Annotated in this window: 16 protein-coding genes; 11 read left to right on the forward strand and 5 right to left on the reverse strand. The window is 74.3% G+C overall.

Annotated elements, in window-relative coordinates; all coding sequences use genetic code 11:
* The 3 genes from QZX64_RS02225 to QZX64_RS02235 all read left to right on the forward strand — a co-directional run.
* Window positions 1-1018 (forward strand): energy-coupling factor transporter transmembrane component T (locus QZX64_RS02225; RefSeq protein ID WP_295656588.1); only part of this gene is annotated, 1018 nt, incomplete at its 5' end.
* Window positions 1015-2622 carry an ABC transporter ATP-binding protein gene (locus QZX64_RS02230; RefSeq protein WP_295656590.1) on the forward strand — a complete coding sequence of 536 codons (1608 nt, stop codon included), beginning with the start codon at window positions 1015-1017 and terminating at the stop codon, window positions 2620-2622. The genes QZX64_RS02225 and QZX64_RS02230, both read left to right, overlap by 4 nt.
* Complete coding sequence (locus QZX64_RS02235) at window positions 2615-3418, forward strand: ECF transporter S component (protein ID WP_295656592.1); 804 nt, start codon at window positions 2615-2617, stop codon at window positions 3416-3418. Before QZX64_RS02230 ends, QZX64_RS02235 begins: the two co-directional genes overlap by 8 nt.
* Window positions 3419-3511: 93 nt before the next feature.
* On the opposite strand, the gene QZX64_RS02240 is transcribed toward QZX64_RS02235, so the two are convergent.
* Together QZX64_RS02240 and QZX64_RS02245 are read right to left on the reverse strand one after the other, a co-directional pair.
* A complete protein-coding gene (locus tag QZX64_RS02240) occupies window positions 3512-4663 on the reverse strand; it encodes a sorbosone dehydrogenase family protein (RefSeq protein ID WP_295656594.1) in 1152 nt (383 codons plus the stop codon).
* On the reverse strand, window positions 4660-5592 hold the full coding sequence (locus tag QZX64_RS02245; RefSeq protein WP_295656596.1) for an alpha/beta fold hydrolase: 933 nt from the start codon (window positions 5590-5592) through the stop codon (window positions 4660-4662). Before QZX64_RS02245 ends, QZX64_RS02240 begins: the two co-directional genes overlap by 4 nt.
* Window positions 5593-5775: 183 nt before the next feature.
* Between QZX64_RS02245 and QZX64_RS02250 the strand changes: the two genes are divergently transcribed.
* The gene (locus QZX64_RS02250) at window positions 5776-7440 is read left to right on the forward strand and encodes an alkaline phosphatase (protein ID WP_295656597.1); all 1665 of its coding nucleotides are present in this window, start codon (window positions 5776-5778) and stop codon (window positions 7438-7440) included.
* Window positions 7441-7461: 21 nt separating this feature from the next.
* On the opposite strand, the gene QZX64_RS02255 is transcribed toward QZX64_RS02250, so the two are convergent.
* Window positions 7462-8310 (reverse strand): DMT family transporter, encoded by an 849-nt coding sequence (locus QZX64_RS02255; RefSeq protein WP_295656598.1) that lies wholly within the window; start codon window positions 8308-8310, stop codon window positions 7462-7464.
* A 9-nt stretch (window positions 8311-8319) separates the two neighbouring features.
* Entirely contained in the window at window positions 8320-8868 is a 549-nt protein-coding gene (locus QZX64_RS02260; RefSeq protein WP_295656599.1) for a helix-turn-helix transcriptional regulator, read from the reverse strand.
* Between the two features lie 58 nt (window positions 8869-8926).
* On the opposite strand from QZX64_RS02260, the gene QZX64_RS02265 reads away from it, so the two are divergent.
* From QZX64_RS02265 to QZX64_RS02295, 7 genes are all read left to right on the forward strand, one after another.
* The gene (locus tag QZX64_RS02265; RefSeq protein WP_295656601.1) at window positions 8927-10018 is read left to right on the forward strand and encodes an exo-alpha-sialidase; all 1092 of its coding nucleotides are present in this window, start codon (window positions 8927-8929) and stop codon (window positions 10016-10018) included.
* Window positions 10019-10139: 121 nt separating this feature from the next.
* The gene (locus QZX64_RS02270; protein ID WP_295656602.1) at window positions 10140-11603 is read left to right on the forward strand and encodes a YdiU family protein; all 1464 of its coding nucleotides are present in this window, start codon (window positions 10140-10142) and stop codon (window positions 11601-11603) included.
* Between the two features lie 59 nt (window positions 11604-11662).
* Complete coding sequence (gene ilvD / locus QZX64_RS02275) at window positions 11663-13339, forward strand: dihydroxy-acid dehydratase (protein WP_295656603.1); 1677 nt, start codon at window positions 11663-11665, stop codon at window positions 13337-13339.
* An 8-nt stretch (window positions 13340-13347) separates the two neighbouring features.
* Complete coding sequence (locus QZX64_RS02280; RefSeq protein ID WP_295656605.1) at window positions 13348-13917, forward strand: pyridoxamine 5'-phosphate oxidase family protein; 570 nt, start codon at window positions 13348-13350, stop codon at window positions 13915-13917.
* Between the two features lie 122 nt (window positions 13918-14039).
* Window positions 14040-15269 (forward strand): kynureninase, encoded by a 1230-nt coding sequence (locus QZX64_RS02285; protein WP_295656607.1) that lies wholly within the window; start codon window positions 14040-14042, stop codon window positions 15267-15269.
* Between the two features lie 42 nt (window positions 15270-15311).
* Window positions 15312-16328, forward strand: a complete 1017-nt coding sequence (locus tag QZX64_RS02290) for a S66 peptidase family protein (RefSeq protein ID WP_295656608.1) — start codon at window positions 15312-15314, stop codon at window positions 16326-16328.
* On the forward strand, window positions 16325-17032 hold the full coding sequence (locus QZX64_RS02295) for a GNAT family N-acetyltransferase (RefSeq protein ID WP_295656609.1): 708 nt from the start codon (window positions 16325-16327) through the stop codon (window positions 17030-17032). The genes QZX64_RS02290 and QZX64_RS02295 overlap by 4 nt, the downstream gene beginning before the upstream one ends.
* Here the strand turns inward: QZX64_RS02295 and QZX64_RS02300 are convergent.
* Window positions 17004-17462 carry a DUF6973 domain-containing protein gene (locus QZX64_RS02300; protein WP_295656610.1) on the reverse strand — a complete coding sequence of 153 codons (459 nt, stop codon included), beginning with the start codon at window positions 17460-17462 and terminating at the stop codon, window positions 17004-17006. The two genes, QZX64_RS02295 and QZX64_RS02300, sit on opposite strands and share 29 nt — an antisense overlap.
* Window positions 17463-17542 lie beyond the last annotated feature (80 nt).

The following is a 17542-nucleotide window of genomic DNA, read 5'->3' on the forward strand; positions in this document are numbered from 1 at the left end:
CGGGCTGGCCGCCGCCGCCTCGTTCACCACCAACCCGCTGATCCTGCTCATGCTGGTGGCGGCCGCCGGCCTCGTCGTGGCGCTGCGCCGCGGCGACCACCCGTGGTCGCGGTCGTTCCGCCTCTACGTCTGGCTCGGCGTCGCGATCGTGGTGATCCGGGTGGTGTTCCGCATCCTGTTCGGCGGCGTCGAGGGCGGCACGGTGCTGATGGACCTGCCGCAGGTGCCGCTGCCCGCGTGGGCCACCGGCGTGCGGCTGCTCGGCCCGGTGACGGCGGAGGGGCTGCTGGCCGGGCTCTACGACGGCCTTCGGCTGGCCACCATCGTCATCTGCGTCGGCGCCGCCAACGCGCTGGCCAACCCCAAGCGCCTGCTGAAGTCGGTGCCGCCCGCGCTCTACGAGGTGGGCACCGCGCTGGTGGTGGCGGTGACGATCTTCCCGCAGCTGGCCGACAGCGTCCGGCGGGTCAGGGCGGCGCAGGCGCTGCGTGGTGGCAGCACCGGTGGGGTGCGACGGCTGCGGCGGCTCCTGGTGCCCGTGCTCGAGGACGCGCTGGAGCGCTCGCTGACGCTGGCCGCCGGGATGGACGTGCGGGGCTACGGGCGAGCTCCCGGCCTGACCCGCGCGCAGCGCTGGACCACCGGAGCGCTCCTGCTGCTGGCGCTGTGCGGCATCTGTGTCGGCGTGTACGCCGTGCTCGACCGCACCGCCCCGCGGGTGCTGGCGGTGCCCATGCTCGTCGCCGGTGCGCTGGCCGCCGTCACGGGGCTGGTCTCGGCCGGCCGCCGCGTCGAGCGCACGCGCTACCGGCCCGACCGCTGGCTGCTGCCCGAGGTGCTCGTGGCCCTCACCGGGCTGCTCACGGGCTACGCCGGCTGGCTGCTGGTGAGCCAGCAGCCCCTCGTCGCCCACCCGGCCGTCGACGGCTGGCCCGTGGTCAGCGTGCTCGGCCTCGCCGGTGTCCTCACCGCCGTGCTCGCCGGCCTCCTCGCCCCACCGCCCCGGGTGGTCACGTGATCGAGCTGCGCGACATCGTCTTCTCCTACTCCACCGACGGCGGTCCCGCCGAGGTGGTGCTCGACCACGTCGACCTCACGCTCGAGGCCGGCGAGCTGGTGCTCGTCTCGGGCCGCACCGGGGTAGGCAAGTCGACCCTGCTCGGGGTGCTGACGGGGCTGGTGCCCCGGTTCAGCGGCGGACACCTCACCGGCGACGTGCTGCTCGACGGCGTCAGCGTGCTGCACCAGCCGCCCCGCGAGCGGGCCCACGCCGTCGGCTTCGTCGCGCAGGACCCGCTCGCGGGCTTCGTCACCGACTCGGTCGAGGAGGAGCTCGCCTACGGCATGGAGCAGCTGGGGCTGCCCGCGGCGACCATGCGCCGCAGGGTGGAGGAGACGCTCGACCTGCTCGGCCTCGCCGACCTGCGCGAGCGCGACCTGCGCACCCTCTCGGGCGGGCAGCAGCAGCGGGTGGCGATCGGGTCGGTGCTCACCTCCCACCCGCGCGTGCTGGTGCTGGACGAGCCGACCTCGGCCCTCGACCCCACCGCGGCCGAGGACGTGCTCGCCACGCTCACCCGCCTCGTGCACGACCTCGGGCTCACCGTGCTGCTCGCCGAGCACCGCCTGGAGCGGGTGGTGCCGTTCGCCGACCGGATGGTGCTGCTGCCGGGCGACGGCTCGGTGCGCGTCGACGCGCCGTCGCGGGTGCTCGCGACCTCGCCGGTCGTCCCGCCCATCGTGGAGCTCGGCCGGCTGGCCGCGTGGGACCCCCTGCCGCTGAGCGTGCGCGATGCCCGTCGCCGCGCAGGAGGGCTGGCGTCCGGACTCGGTGGGGCGGCGCCGTACGACCGGGGGGTGGGCGGCGAGGTCCTGCTCACCGCCCGCCGGGTGGAGGTCGTGCACGGCCGCACCCGTGCCGTGGCCGGGGTCGACCTCGGCCTCCGGGCCGGGGGCGTGACCGCGCTGATGGGCCGCAACGGCTCGGGGAAGTCCTCGCTGCTGTGGGCCCTGCAGGGGTCGGGGGCGCGTGCCGCCGGCTCGGTCGAGGTCGGTGGACGCGACCCCCGGGACCTCGGCTCCGCGGCCCGCCGGGCGCAGGCCGGCCTCGTGCCGCAGACCGCCGCCGACCTGCTCTACCTCGAGACGGTGCGCGAGGAGTGCGAGGCCGCCGACGCCGGCGCCACCGCCGGCACGTGCCGTGCGCTCCTGGACCGGCTCGTGCCGGGCATCGACGCCGACGCCCACCCCCGGGACCTGTCGGAGGGTCAGCGGCTGGCGCTCGTGCTCGCCATCGTGCTCACCGCCCGGCCCCGGGTGCTGCTGCTGGACGAGCCCACCCGCGGGCTGGACTACCCGGCCAAGGAGATGCTCGCGACGATCCTGCGCGACCTCGCCGACGCCGACCACGCCGTGCTGGTCTCGACCCACGACGTCGAGTTCGCGGCGCGGGTCGCCGACGAGGTCGTCGTGCTCGCCTCCGGCGAGGTCGTCTCGTCCGGGCCCGCGCGGACCGTCCTCGCGCAGTCGCCGGCCTTCGCCCCGCAGGTCACCAAGATCCTGGGTGCGCCCTGGCTGCGCGTCGACGAGGTCGCCGCGGCGCTGGCGGTGCGCCGTGGCTGAGCAGGTGGCGGTTCGCGCCGTCCCGATCCGCGCCCGGTCGGTCGCGGTGCTCTCCGTGGCCTCGCTGGCCGGGCTCATGATGCTCGCCTGGCCGCTGCTGGTGCGGGTGCCCGAGCAGGCGCGGATCGACCCGCCGTTCATCTTCCTCGCGCTGCTGCCACTGGTGATCGTGGTCGTGCTGGCGGAGCTCTCCGAGGGGGGCATGGACGCGCGCGTGCTGGCCATCCTCGGGGTCCTCAGCGCGGTCAACGCGATCATCCGCGGGCTCGGGGCCGGCACGGCCGGCATCGAGCTGGTGTTCTTCCTGCTGGTCCTCGCCGGCCGGGTCTTCGGTCCCGGGTTCGGCTTCGCCCTGGGGTGCACCTCGCTGTTCGCGAGCGCGCTGATGACCGCCGGCGTCGGCCCGTGGCTGCCGTACCAGATGCTCGTCTCGGCGTGGATAGGGATGGGAGCCGGGCTGCTGCCGCGCCGCGTCACCGGTCGCGCTGAGATCCTGCTGCTCGTCGGGTACGCCGTCGTCGCGGCGTACGCCTTCGGGCTGCTGATGAACCTCTCCAGCTGGCCCTTCGCCCTGGGCATCGCCGTGCCCGGGCACGAGGGCTCGCTGTCGTTCGTGGCCGGTGCGCCGCTGCTGGAGAACCTCCAGCGCTTCGGCGTCTACACGCTGCTGACCTCCACCGGCACCTGGGACACCGGCCGCGCGATCACCACCGCGGTGATGATCGTGGTGCTCGGCCCGGCGATCCTCGCCACCCTGCGCCGTGCCTCGCGGCGGGTGGTCGTGGAGCGGCGGTGAGCCGAGCTTGGCAGCCCCTCCTCACGGTTCGTGGGGGTTGCAACGGGTGCCAGCCGTGGGGATCCCCGGATATCCGGGGATCCCGACCACCCCTCACGGCGTCACTTGGAGGATCCGGTCGTCCCGGGCTGCCGGCTCGCCGCGCCCGTCGCGGTTGGACGTGGTGACCCACAGCGTCCCGTCGGGGGCGGTGGCGACGGTGCGCAGGCGGCCGTAGTCGCCGACGAAGAAGTCGCGCGGCTGACCGGCCCGCGCGCCGTCGACCGGGACCCGCCACAGCCGGGTGCCGCGCAGCGCGCCCAGCCACAGCGACCCGTCGAGGAACGCCAGCCCGGACGGGGACGCCTCGCTGGTGCGCCACACGACCTGCGGGTCGGTGAACCCGGTGCCGCCGGACTCCGCGCGCCCCTCCACCTCGGGCCAGCCGTAGTTGGTGCCCTGCTCGATCAGGTTGAGCTCGTCGAACGTGCTGTCGCCGAACTCGCTGGCCCACAGCCGGTCGGTGTCGTCGAAGGCGAGCCCCTGCACGTTGCGGTGGCCCCACGTGAACACGGGCGTGCCGCCGGGGTTCCCCGGCGCAGGCTCGCCGTCGGCCGTGATCCGCAGCACCTTGCCGGCCAGCGAGCCGCGGTCCTGCGCCAGGTCGGGCTCGCCGGTCTCGCCGGTGGAGGCGTAGAGGAAGCCGTCGGGGCCGAAGGCCAGGCGCCCGCCGTCGTGGATGAAGCCCTTCGGGATGCCGGTGAGGATCGGCTCCACGTCGGCGATCCCGGAGCCGTCGTACGTCGCCCGCACGATGCGGTTGTCCTCGGCCGTCGTGAGGTAGAAGAAGACGCGCTGGTCCTGGGCGAAGTCGGGGGACAGCGCCACGCCCATGAGGCCGCCCTCTCCCTCGGGGGCGGCGGAGTCGATGCGGCCGACCTCCTGGACGCTGCCGTCGCCGGGCACGAGCAGCACCCGCTCGGTGTCGCGCTCGGTGACCAGGGCGGAGCCGTCGGGCAGGAACGCGATGCCCCACGGGACGGCGAGGCCCTCGGCGATGGTGGCGGTGACCTCCGGCGGGCCCGACGGGGCGTCGGGGGTCGACCCGGACGACGACGGGGTCGAGGGCTCCGGTGTCGGCGACTCCTCGGAGCCGGCGCTGGCCGTCACCGTCGGCGCGCTCGTGTTGGGCTCCCCGGAGCACGCGGTCGCCAGCAGCGCCGTGCCCAGCAGCGACGCCAGGCGGCTCGCGCGTCCGCTCCTCATGCGTCGACCCGCTCGAGGAACTCCAGCAGCAACCGGTGCACGACCTCGGGCTGCTCCAGGGAGAGGAAGTGGCTGCCGCTGAGCTCGACGTACGTCGCCTCGCGGAGGCGCTCGGCAGCGGTGGCCATGTTGCGGGAGCCGGCCAGGACGTCCCACCGACCGGCGACGAAGAAGGCCGGCACACCGACCCGGGAGAGCGGGATGCGCCGGTGCTCCGACGACCGGACCGCGAGGTGGGCGTACCACTCCACCGGGGTGGTGAGGAACTCGCGCACCGCCCGGGCGGTCGCCTCCACGTCGGCGACGGGGAGCATGAACCCGGTGTGCGAGAGCACCTGCACGGCCCGGCGGCCGATGGGCAGCCGCGTGGTGACCGGCGTGATCGCCCAGCCCACCGGGCGCACCGCTCGGGCGAGACCCAACCCGAGGTGGTGGGCCAGCCGGCCGGGGAGCCGCAGGGGACCCAGCATGGTGGCGAAGGAGTCGCCCGGCACCCCCGCGACGGCGAAGACCCCCGCGATGCGCTCGGGGTGGCTCAGCGCGAGCTCGAAGGCGGTGTTGACCCCCATCGACCAGCCCATGACGACGACCCTGTCGAGGCCGAAGTGGTCGAGCACCGACAGGGCGTCGCCCACGAAGTGGTCGATGCCGACGTGGGCGGGATCGACGGGGCGCTCGGACCCTCCGGTGCCTCGGTGGCTCCACGACACGACGCGCACGCCGCAGTCGGGGTCGAGCAGCGCCGGCCACACCCAGGCGTTGGTGCCCAGCCCGTTGCAGAGCAGCACGGTCGGCGCGCCGGCGGCGCTGATCGAGCCGTCGGGGTCGTTGGTCCAGGTGCGCAGCCGGGTGCCGTCGTCGGCCAGGACGTCGTCGTACCCGAGGGAGCCGCGCGTGGTGACCGGTCCGTCGGTGGCGGGTGCAGACATGCCTCGATTGTGCCCGAGGAGCGGCAACCGGACCCTCGGTCAGGCGCCCGGCGACCCGGCGCGCCCGCTCCTGCGGGCGCTGAGGGCGTCGTCGAGGCGCCGGCGGCCAGTGGTCGCCGGGCGGCCACCTGCGCGTCATCGGCGCGTGGGGCGCACGTCGCCGGCGCCTGATGAGAGTGGTCCATGGACACTTCTCGGAGAAGCATCATCAAGACCGGCGTCATGACCGGCGGCGTCGCCCTCGTCGGCGGCGGCACGCTCCTCGACCAGCGCCCCTCGGCGGCCGCGCGCTCGCCGCGGGTCGACCCCTTCACCCTCGGCGTCGCGAGCGGCGACCCCTCCCCGGACGGGTTCGTTCTGTGGACGCGGCTCGCCCCGGACCCACTCGCCGAGGACGGCCTGGGCGGCATGGCGCCGTACGCGCGGTACGTCGACTGGCAGATCTCCACCGACGAGCGGTTCCGCCGCATCGTCCGGGCGGGCCTGGCCCGCACCGGCCCCGAGACGGGGCACTCGGTGCACGTGGAGGTCGCGGGCCTCAAGCCGGGCCGGGAGTACTTCTACCGCTTCGCCCTCGGCCGGCATCGCTCGCCGGTCGGGCGCACCCGGACCGCGCCGAAGCCCCAGCACCGGGTGGCCGCGCTGTCGATGGCGTTCGCGTCGTGCTCGCAGTTCGAGCACGGGCTGTTCACCGCCTACCGCCGGCTGGCCGAGGACCAGCCCGACCTGGTGCTGCACCTGGGCGACTACCAGTACGAGTACCGCGCGAACGCCTACGTGGCCCCCGGCGGCAACGTGCGCGATCACCAGGGCCCGGAGACGGTCACGCTGGCGGGCTACCGGCAGCGCCTCGCGCAGTACAAGACCGACCCCGACCTCCAGGCCGCGCACGCCGTCGCCCCGTGGCTGGTCGTCTTCGACGACCACGAGGTCGACAACAACTGGGCCGACGAGATCGCCGAGAACGCGGCCTCGCAGCCGGGTTTCCTGGAGCGTCGGGCCGCGGCCTTCCGCGCGTACTACGAGAACATGCCGCTGCGCCGCACCTCGATCCCGAACGGCCCCGACATCCAGGTCTACCGCCGCCTGCAGTGGGGGCGGCTGGCCAACTTCCACATGCTCGACACCCGGCAGTACCGCGACGACCAGGCCTGCGGCGACGGGTACGACGACTGCCCGCCGGCCGCCGCACCGGAGCGGTCCCTGCCGGGAGCGGCCCAGGAGCAGTGGCTCGCCGAGGGGTTCCAGGCGTCCACCCAGACCTGGGACGTGCTCGGCCAGCAGGTGTTCTTCGGCCGGCGCGACAGCACGATCACCCCCGACAACACCGTCTCGATGGACGCGTGGGACGGCTACCCGGCCTCCCGCGACCGCGTGGTCCGGTCGTGGCTCGACGCCGGCGTGCGCAACCCGATCGTGCTGACCGGGGACGTGCACGCCCACTGGGGGTCCAACGTGCTCACCGACTGGGACGACGCCGCGTCACCGGTGCTCGGCGAGGAGTTCGTCTGCTCCTCGATCACCTCGGGCGGCAACGGCTACGACCAGCCGAACGGCACCCACCCCTGGGCGGCGCAGAACCCGAACCTGACGTTCTGGACCAACCTGCGCGGCTACGTGAACACCACCATCACCCCCGACTCGCTCACCGTCGACTACCGCTGCGTCCCGGAGGTGCGGTCGGGCGAGGCCGAGGCGTTCACCCGGGCGACGTTCGTCGTCGACGACGGCGTGCGGGGGATGCGCAAGGTCGCCGACAACCCGCTGCCCACGACGCTCGCCCGCCGGGCGCCGCGCAGCGAGGAGCAGATCATCGCCGACACCATCGAGGCCGAGACCGGCCACTGACCGGCCACTGACCGCCACTGCTCAGTCCGGTACCGGCTCGCGGTGCACGGCGCGAGCGGTGCGGGTGGCGCCGATGCTCGCGGCCACGACGCAGGCGATCGCGAGCCACTGCGTCACCGCCAGCAGCTCACCGAGCACGGCCGCCGCCGCCAACGCGGCGGCGGCCGGCTCCAGGCTCATCAGGATCCCGAAGACCGAGGGCCGCAGGGTGCGCAGCGCGACCAGCTCGCAGCTGTAGGGGATGACCGAGCTGAGCACCCCGATGGCCGCCCCGACCGCCAGCACGTGCGGCTCGAGCAGCGTCGTACCGCCGGAGACCAGGGCCATCGGCGCCAGCACCAGCGCCGCGATCACCGAGGCGACGGCGAGGCCGTCGAGGCCGGGCCAGCGACGCCCGGTGCCGGCGCTGAGCAGGATGTACGCCGCCCACGCGGCGCCCGCGAGCAGCGCGAACGCCACGCCGGCGAGGTCCAGGTCGGCGCGTTCCGCCCCGAGCAGCGCCACGCCGGCCGCGGCCAGTCCCACCCAGACGAGGTCCCGGGCGCGCCGCGAGCCGAGCACCGCCAGGGTGAGCGGGCCGATGAACTCCAGCGTCACCGCGATGCCGAGCGGGATGCGCGCGAACGACTGGTAGATCGCCCAGTTCATCAGCCCCAGCGACAGCGCGAAGCCGACGACCACCTGCCAGTCGGCCCCGGTGCGCCCGCGCAGCCGCGGCCTCGCGATCGCCAGCAGCACCAGTGCGCTGGTCGCCAGCCGCAGCCACACCAGCGCCGTGGGGGAGACGGTCCCGAAGAGGTCCTTGGCGAACGCCGCGCCCAGCTGCACCGAGACGATGCCGACGACCACCAGCCAGACGGCCCTACTCATCCCGAGCGGTCACTCGCCGGCCTCGACGCGGCGTACGAGCTCGGCCACGATGCTGCGCTCGGCCTCGAGGTATTCCAGGCCCCAGTCGGCGACGAGGGCGGGATGGCGGAACACCCCACCATTCTGGTCGGCCCCGCGCAGCGACTCGCGCACCTCCCGCAGAGCGGACACCTCCTCGGCCAGCGCGTCGAGGTGACCGAGCAGCATGGCGAGCGTGTCGTCGGGGTCGACGACGTGCCCGAGCAGCAGCCGCAGCGCCACGGGGTGCTTGAGCACCGGGAAGCCGACCGGTGTCTCCCGCATCCAGTGGGCGAGGTCGCGGCGCCCCCCCTCGGTGATGCGGTACGTCGTGCCCCGGCCCTCGCCCCGACGGGCCACCAGGCCGTGCTCGGTGAGCCGCCGCAGCTCGCTGTAGACCTGGCTCATCGCGGGCGCCACCCAGTAGAACCGCAGCGTCATGTCGGCCCGCTGCTTCAGCTCGTAGCCCGTGAGCTCGTCGCCGAAGGTGAGCAGCCCGAGCAGGGCGTAGGAGGTGACGGGGAGGTCTTGACGTGGCACGCAGCAACACTACTGTTCCTATTAGGAACACTGAGGTCGATCACCCGGGGAGAGCCGCATGAGCACGACGCTGTTGATGGTGGGCACGCGCAAGGGACTGTGGATCGGGCGGTCCGACGAGGCCCGGCAGGACTGGTCGTGGACCGGTCCGCACTTCCCGATGGAGGAGGTCTACTCGGTGATGCTGGACGAGCGGGGAGACGTCCCGCGGATCCTGGCCGGCGCCTCGTCGAGCTGGCTGGGACCCCAGGTCTGGCGCTCCGACGACCTCGGCGCGAGCTGGCAGGAGACGCCCAACGGCGCCGTCCGCTTCCCCGAGGACTCCGGCGCCACGCTGGCGCGCGTGTGGCAGCTCGTGCCCGGTGTGGAGGACGGCGTCGTCTGGGCCGGCACCGAGCCGGGTGCCGTCTTCCGCTCCACCGACCGCGGCGAGCACTTCGAGCTCGTGCGCGGGCTGTGGGACCACCCGCACCGCCAGGAGTGGAACGAGGGGTTCGGCGGGCAGGCGTTCCACACGATCCTGCCGCACCCCACCGACGGCGACTCCGTGCTCGCCGCGATCTCCACCGGCGGCGTCTACCGCACCGGCGACGGCGGCACGAGCTGGGCGCCCTCCAACACCGGCATCAAGTGCGAGTTCATGCCCGGCGACCGCAGCTACCCCGAGTTCGGGCAGTGCGTGCACAAGGTGGCCCGCCACCCCTCCGCGCCCGACCGGCTGTTCCTGCAGAACCACGGCGGCGTCTACCGCTCCGACGACGGCGGCGGCTCGTGGACCGACATCGCGTCCGGGCTGCCCACCGAGTTCGGCTTCGCGATGGTGGTGCACCCGCACCGGCCGGAGACGGCGTACACGTTCCCGATCGCCGACGCGGGTGCCCGCTGGCCGGTCGACGGGAAGGCGCGGGTCTACCGCACCCAGGACTGCGGGTCGAGCTGGGAGCCGATGGGGGAGGGCTCGCTGCCCGACGGCTACTTCGCCGCGGTGATGCGCGACGCGATGTGCGCCGACACCCACGCGCAGGCGGGCCTCTACTTCGGCGGCCGCAACGGCGGCGTCTGGGCCTCCCCCGACGAGGGCGGCACGTGGCGGCAGGTGCACGGGGACCTGCCGGACGTGATGGTGGTGCGGGCGGCGGTGCTGGCCTGAGGGGCGGTCGGGATCCCCGGATATCCGGGGATCCCCACGGTCCGCACCCGTTGCAACGCCCGCGAACCGCGAGAAACCAGTGCACAGGTCGCGCCATGGCTCCCGGCGTAGGCTCGTTGCCGTGAGCCTCGCACTTTCCGACACCCTTGTCCTCGGCACCCGCTTCGCCGACGAGCTGCCCGAGCTGGCGCTCCCGTGGCAGGCCGCCGAGGCGCCGGAGCCGCAGCTGCTGGTGCTCAACGAGCCGCTGGCCGCGGAGCTGGGCCTCGATGCCGAGGTGCTGCGCTCCGAGGAGGGGCTCGGGCTGCTCGTGGGCCGGGCCGTGCCCGAGGGCGCGAGGCCGGTGGCTCAGGTCTACGCCGGTCATCAGTTCGGCGGCTACTCACCGCGGCTCGGCGACGGCCGCGCCCTGCTCCTGGGCGAGGTCGCCGGACCCGACGGCGTGCTCCGCGACCTCCACCTCAAGGGCTCGGGCCGCACCCCGCTCGCGCGCGGCGGCGACGGCCTGGCCGCCGTCGGGCCCATGCTGCGCGAGTACGTCATCAGCGAGGCCATGCACGCCCTCGGCATCCCGACCACGCGCTCGCTGGCGGTGGTGGCCACCGGTGCCCGGGTCCACCGCGAGACCACGCTCCCGGGAGCGGTGCTGGCCCGGGTGGCGAGCAGCCACCTGCGGGTCGGCAGCTTCCAGTACGCCCGCGCCACCGACGACCTCGACCTCCTGCGCCGGCTCGCCGACCACGCCATCGCCCGCCACCACCCCGCAGCGGCCGAGGCCGAGCACCCGCACCGGGCGCTGTTCGAGGCCGTCGTGCGGGCCCAGGCCGACCTCGTCGCCCACTGGATGGCGGTCGGGTTCATCCACGGCGTGATGAACACCGACAACATGACGATCTCCGGGGAGACCATCGACTACGGGCCGTGCGCGTTCATGGAGGCCCACGACCCCGCGACGGTCTACAGCTCGATCGACACCGGCGGCCGCTACGCCTACGGCAACCAGCCGGCCGCGGCGGCGTGGGACCTCGCCCGGCTCGCCGAGGCGCTGCTGCCGCTGCTCCACGACGAGCAGGAGCAGGCCGTCGCCTGGGCCACCGAGGCGCTCGGCGCCTTCGCCACCCGCTACACCGCCGCCTGGTCCGCACGCGTGCACGACAAGCTCGGGCTCCCGGGCGGCATCGACGACGCGGTCGCCGGCCCGCTGGTGGAGGACCTCCTCGTCCTGATGCGCGACGGCCACGTCGACCACACGCTGCTCTTCCGCGAGCTCTCCGCCGCGGCCCGCGGGGACGCCGAGCCGGCCCGCAGCCGCTTCCTGGACCTGGCCGCCTTCGACGAGTGGACCGCGCGCTGGCGCGCGCTGGGCCCCGACGCCGGCCGCATGGACCGCGTGAACCCGCTCTACATCCCGCGCAACCACCTCGTCGAGGAGGCCCTCGACGCCGGCACCCACGGTGACCTCGACCCGCTGCACCGACTGCTGGAGGCCCTCGCCGCGCCGTACGACGAGCGGCCGGGGCTGGAGCGGTACGCCGAGCCGGCGCCGGAGGACTTCGGCAGGTACCAGACCTTCTGCGGCACCTGAGGCGTGACGGCGGCGAGACGGCGCCGGGCGGGCGGCGGGAGCCCCGTTAGGCTCGGCGCATGACCGGCGCCCCCGACATCAAGCCCCGCTCGCGCGACGTCACCGACGGCCTCGAGAGGGCCGCGGCCCGCGGCATGCTGCGCGCGGTGGGGATGGGCGACGACGACTTCGCCAAGCCCCAGATCGGGGTCGCCAGCAGCTGGAACGAGATCACCCCCTGCAACCTCTCCCTCGACCGGCTCGCGAAGGCCGTGAAGAACGGCGTGCACGCGGGCGGCGGCTTCCCCCTCGAGTTCGGCACCATCTCGGTCTCCGACGGCATCTCGATGGGCCACGAGGGGATGCACTTCTCGCTGGTCTCGCGCGAGGTCATCGCCGACTCCGTGGAGACGGTGATGATGGCCGAGCGCCTCGACGGGTCGGTGCTGCTCGCGGGCTGCGACAAGTCGCTGCCCGGCATGATGATGGCCGCCGCGCGCCTCGACCTGGCCAGCGTCTTCCTGTACGCCGGCTCGATCATGCCCGGCCAGGTCGACGGGCACGACGTCACGATCATCGACGCCTTCGAGGCCGTCGGCGCCTGTCTCGCGGGCAAGATCAGCCGCGAGGAGGTCGACCGCATCGAGCGCGCGATCTGCCCGGGCGAGGGCGCCTGCGGCGGCATGTACACCGCCAACACGATGGCCGCCGTCGGTGAGGCGCTCGGGGTCAGCCTGCCGGGCTCGGCGGCGCCCCCGGCCGTCGACCGCCGTCGCGACGGGTTCGCCCACAAGTCGGGCGAGGCCGTCGTGGAGATGCTGCGCCGCGGCATCACCGCCCGCCAGATCATGACGAAGGAGGCGTTCGAGAACGCCATCACCGTCGTCATGGCGCTGGGCGGCTCCACCAACGCCGTGCTCCACCTGCTGGCGATCGCCCGCGAGGCCGAGGTCGACCTCACCCTCGACGACTTCAACCGCATCGGCGACAAGGTGCCGCACCTCGGCGACCTCAAGCCGTTCGGCAGGTACGTCATGAACGACGTCGACAAGGTGGGCGGCATCCCGGTCGTGATGAAGGCGCTGCTCGACGCCGGGCTGATGCACGGCGACTGCCTGACCGTGACCGGTCGGACCCTGGCCGAGAACCTCGCCGACATCGCCCCGCCCGCGCTCGACGGCGACGTGCTCCGGCCCCTCGACCGACCCATCCACCGCACCGGCGGCCTGACGATCCTCAAGGGCTCTCTCGCCCCCGAGGGCGCGGTGGTCAAGAGCGCCGGCTTCGACGAGTCGACCTTCACCGGCACCGCCCGCGTCTTCGACGGGGAGCGCGCCGCGATGGACGCCCTCGAGCAGGGCCGGATCACCGCCGGCGACGTCGTGGTCATCCGCTACGAGGGCCCCAAGGGCGGCCCCGGCATGCGGGAGATGCTCGCGATCACCGGCGCGATCAAGGGCGCCGGGCTCGGCAAGGACGTCCTGCTCATCACCGACGGCCGCTTCTCCGGCGGCACCACCGGCCTGTGTGTCGGCCACATCGCCCCCGAGGCCGTCGACGGTGGCCCGATCGCGTTCGTGCAGGACGGTGACCGGATCACCCTCGACGTCGCCCACCGCATCCTCGACGTGGAGGTCGACGACCTCGAGGCGCGCAGGGTCGGCTGGGAGCCGCACCCGCCGAAGTACACCCGCGGCGTGCTGGGCAAGTACGCCAAGGTCGTGCAGAGCGCCGCCCACGGCGCGGTCTGCGGCTGAGGCGCGACGTGGGCAAGACCTACGACGCCATCGAGGGCCGGCTGCGCGCCTTCGTGGAGCGCCAGCCGGTGTTCTTCGTCGCCACCGCGCCCTCGGGCGACGCCGGCCACGTCAACGTCTCGCCCAAGGGCCTGGCCGACACCTTCGTGGTGGTCGACGAGCACACCGTCGCCTACCTCGACCTGACGGCCAGCGGGGCGGAGACGATCGCGCACGTCCGCCAGAACGGCCGGATCACCCTGATGTTCTGCTCGTTCGAGCGCACGCCCAACGTCGTGCGGCTGCACGGCCGGGGACGCGTCGTCAGCCTCTACGACGACGAGTACGCCGCCTGGGCGAGCCGCTTCCCCGACAACCCCGCGGCGCGGGCCGTGGTGGTCGTCGACGTGGAGCGGGTCAGCGACTCCTGCGGCTACGCGCTGCCGATCCTGGCGGTGCAGGAGGAGCGCGACGTGCTGACGCCCAACATGGCGCGCCGGGGTGCCGAGGGCGTCGTCGCCTACCGGCGGAGGAAGAACGCCGTGAGCATCGACGGCCTGCCCGCCTTCGACGACGATCCGGCACCCACCGCCGGTTAGGGTGCCCCCATGATCCGGGGGACTCGCGGGGCCGCACTCGCCACGCTCACGCTCACCGTCGCCGGCCTCGCCGCGACCCACGCCGCGACCACCGGGCCGGCCGTCTCCTTCCTGAGCGTCCCGTGACCGAGGTCCGCGACCCGGCGGAGCTCGACGCCGTCGACCCGCTGGCCGCCCATCGCGACCGCTTCGTCGGTGCGTCGGACCCGGTCGTCTACTTCGACGGCAACTCCCTGGGCCGGCCGCTCGCGGTCACGGGCGAGCGGCTCGGCGACTTCGTCCGCGAGGAGTGGGGTGGGCGCCTCATCCGCGGCTGGGACGAGAGCTGGATGGACCTGCCCACCGGCATCGGCGACCGGCTGGGCCGCGTCGTGCTCGGCGCGGCGCCCGGGCAGGTCGCCGTCGGCGACTCCACCACCGTGTGGCTCTACAAGCTGATGCGCGCCGCCGTGGACCACCAGCAGCGCACCGACTCCGGCCGCACCGAGATCGTCGTCGACACCGACAACTTCCCGACCGACCGCTACCTCGCCGAGGGCATCGCCGCGGAGCGGGGGCTGACGCTGCGCTGGATCGAGCCGGAGGCCGACGCCGGGGTCACGCCCGAGCTGCTGTCCGCCGCGGTGGGGGAGCGCACGGCCCTGGTCGTGCTGTGCCACGTCGCCTACAAGTCGGCGTTCCTCGCCGACGGGGCCGCGCTGACCCGCATCTGCCGCGACGCCGGCGCCCTGGTGCTGTGGGACCTGTGCCACGCGGCCGCCGCCGTGCCGATCGAGCTCGACGCCTGGGGCGCCGACCTGGCCGTCGGCTGCTCCTACAAGTACCTCAACGGCGGCCCGGGTGCACCCGCGTTCGGGTACGTCGCCACCCGGCTGCAGGGCGAGCTGACCCAGCCGATCCAGGGGTGGATGGGCGCCCGCGACGTCTTCGCGATGGCCCCGGGCTACGAGCCGGCCGCCGGGATCCGGCGGTTCCTCTCCGGCACGCCGCCCATCCTGGGCATGCTGGCGATGGAGGACATGGTCGCGCTCGTCGAGGAGGTGGGCATGGCCGCGGTCCGCGCCAAGTCGCTGGCGCTCACGGCGTACGCCATCGAGCTGGCCGACACCTGGCTGGCCCCGCTCGGGGTCGGCGTCGTCTCGCCGCGGGACGGCGAGCGGCGCGGCGGCCACGTGACGCTGGGCCACCCGCGGTCCCGCGAGGTCGTCGACGCGCTGTGGAGGGCCGACGTGATCCCCGACTACCGCAACCCCGACGGGATGCGCATCGGGCTGTCGCCGCTCTCCACGTCGTTCGCCGAGGTCCACGCGGGCCTCGCCGCGGTGCGCGAGCAGCTCGCCCGAGGCGCCTGAAACCCGGGTGAGACCGGTGCACGCCGGTGCGAGGATGGCGCCATGATCCGCTTTCCCGCACCCTTGAAGCCCGGCGACCGCATCGGCGTCACCAGCCCCTCGAGCGGGGTCCCCGACTCCCTCCGGCCGCGCCTGGACCACGCGGTGGGATGGCTGCGCGAGCGGGGGTACGACGTCGAGGTCGGCGAGTGCATGGGCCAGCCCACCCACGTGAGCGCGCCGGTGGAGCAGCGCGCCGCCGAGCTCGACCGGATGCTGCTCGACCCGGCGATCCGGGCGGTGGTGCCGCCGTGGGGCGGGGAGACGGCCATCGACCTCGTCGACCGCCTCGACTGGGACGCGCTGGAGCAGGCCGAGCCCACCTGGGTGCTCGGCTTCTCCGACATCGACACCTGGATGCTGCCGCTGACCCTGCGGCTCGGCTGGGCGACGATGCACGGCACCAACCTCATGGACACGCCGTACGTCGCCACGGACGGCCTCGTGCACTGGACCGAGATCGCAGCGACCACCGGCCCCGTCACGCAGCGGGCCACCGGCGTCTTCGGCACCAACGGCTACGGCGACTGGGAGAGCGACCCCACCGACCAGACCTACCGCCTCGACCAGCAGGGCACGTGGGAGGTGCACGGCGGCGGCGGTCTCGATGTCACCGGCCGCCTCGTCGGCGGGTGCATCGAGACGATCAGCAACCTCACCGGCACGCCGTACGGCGACGTGCCGGGGTTCGGCCGCGAGCACGCGGGCGACGGCCTGCTCGTCTACGTGGAGGCGGCCGAGGACGGCGCCTTCGAGATCTGCCGCAAGCTGCACGGGATGCGGCTGGCCGGCTGGTTCGACGACGCCGACGCGATCCTGGTGGGCCGCACCAGCGCGCCGCCCTCCGGCGACTTCTCCCAGCGCGACGCGGTCGTCGACGCGCTCGGCATGCTGGACCTGCCCATCGTCTTCGACGTGGAGTGCGGGCACGTGCCGCCGTACCTCCCGCTGGTCAACGGCGCGCTCGCGCACGTCACCGTCTCCGGCCCGACGCGGGAGATCACCCAGGAGATCGGGTGACGCGCACCAACGAGCACGGGCAGCCTGTCGGCGACGCGGTCGACTGGACCCCGCGCGAGCGCCCCGGCCCGGTGACGCTGGTCGGCAGGCACGTGCGGGTGGAGCCGCTCACGCAGGCCCATCGCGACGGCCTGTGGGCGGTCCTCGGCGGGCCGGAGGCGGCCGCGCTGTGGACCTACCTGGCTGAGGAGCCGCCGGCGTCGGCGCAGGACCTGGGGCAGGTGATCGCCCGGCGGGAGGCCGCGCCCGGCGCCCAGGCCTTCGTGGTCTGCCGCGACGGCCGGCCGCTCGGGATGGCCTCCCTGATGCGCATCGACGCCGTGCACGGCTCGGTGGAGGTCGGGGGGATCGTCCTGGGCCGTCCCCTGCAGCGCACCACCGGCTCCACCGAGGCGATGGTGCTGCTGGCCCGCCACGTCTTCGACGACCTCGGCTACCGGCGCTACGAGTGGAAGTGCGACAGCCTCAACGAGCCGTCGCGCCGGGCGGCGGTGCGGCTGGGCTTCGTGGCGGAGGGCCGGTTCCGCAACGCGCTCGTCCACAAGGGACGCAACCGCGACACCGACTGGTTCTCGATCACCGACGCCGACTGGCCGTCCGTGTCGGCGGCCTACGACGCCTGGCTCGACGAGGCGCTCGACCCCGACGGCCGTCAGCGCACCTCGCTCGGCGACCTCACCCGTCGCGCCGCGGCGGCGAGCTGAGCCGTCCGGCCGCCCACTCCCGCTCCGCCACCTCGACGAGGTGGGTGAGCGTGGCGCCGACCGGGCCCCGCCGCAGCTGCGCGGCGTGCGCCGCGCCGTACGCCTGGCCGGCCGCGTTGTTGGCCCGGTCGACCGAGGAGTCCACCGCGTCGGAGGACCCCCGCTCGTGGGCGTCGGCCAGCGCGCGGGCCATCTCGACCCCGTAGCGGGCAGTCAGCAGCGCCTGCCACGCGAAGTGGCGTACGGCGTTCTGCCGGCGCCACTCGTGCGGGTGCCGCCGCGCGGCCACCATCAGCGCCGACGCCGATGCCGACACCAGGGCGGCTGCGTCGCGGTGGTCCGCCCCGGCCGAGCGCGCCGCGGCGTACAGGCGGGGGACGCCGCTGGTGGCGGCGCGGACCGCCCTGCGCAAGGACGAGCCGAGGGACATGCGGTGAGTCTCGCACCGACACGCCCTGGACGGGCGACGCCGGGGTGCCGGTGTCCCCGGGGCGTGGCAGGGTGAGGTTC

Origin of the sequence: uncultured Nocardioides sp. (assembly GCF_902805925.1) — a bacterium.
Lineage (GTDB): Bacteria > Actinomycetota > Actinomycetes > Propionibacteriales > Nocardioidaceae > Nocardioides.

What these genes read in the sequence shown, in the direction of transcription:
- ilvD (WP_295656603.1), top strand. Translation starts at nt 11,663, where the DNA reads ATGACCGGCGCCCCCGACATCAAGCCCCGCTCGCGCGACGTCACCGAC.
- QZX64_RS02255 (WP_295656598.1), bottom strand. Translation starts at nt 8,310, where the DNA reads ATGAGTAGGGCCGTCTGGCTGGTGGTCGTCGGCATCGTCTCGGTGCAG.
- QZX64_RS02300 (WP_295656610.1), bottom strand. Translation starts at nt 17,462, where the DNA reads ATGTCCCTCGGCTCGTCCTTGCGCAGGGCGGTCCGCGCCGCCACCAGC.
- QZX64_RS02245 (WP_295656596.1), bottom strand. Translation starts at nt 5,592, where the DNA reads ATGTCTGCACCCGCCACCGACGGACCGGTCACCACGCGCGGCTCCCTC.
- QZX64_RS02250 (WP_295656597.1), top strand. Translation starts at nt 5,776, where the DNA reads ATGGACACTTCTCGGAGAAGCATCATCAAGACCGGCGTCATGACCGGC.
- QZX64_RS02265 (WP_295656601.1), top strand. Translation starts at nt 8,927, where the DNA reads ATGAGCACGACGCTGTTGATGGTGGGCACGCGCAAGGGACTGTGGATC.
- QZX64_RS02290 (WP_295656608.1), top strand. Translation starts at nt 15,312, where the DNA reads ATGATCCGCTTTCCCGCACCCTTGAAGCCCGGCGACCGCATCGGCGTC.
- QZX64_RS02240 (WP_295656594.1), bottom strand. Translation starts at nt 4,663, where the DNA reads ATGAGGAGCGGACGCGCGAGCCGCCTGGCGTCGCTGCTGGGCACGGCG.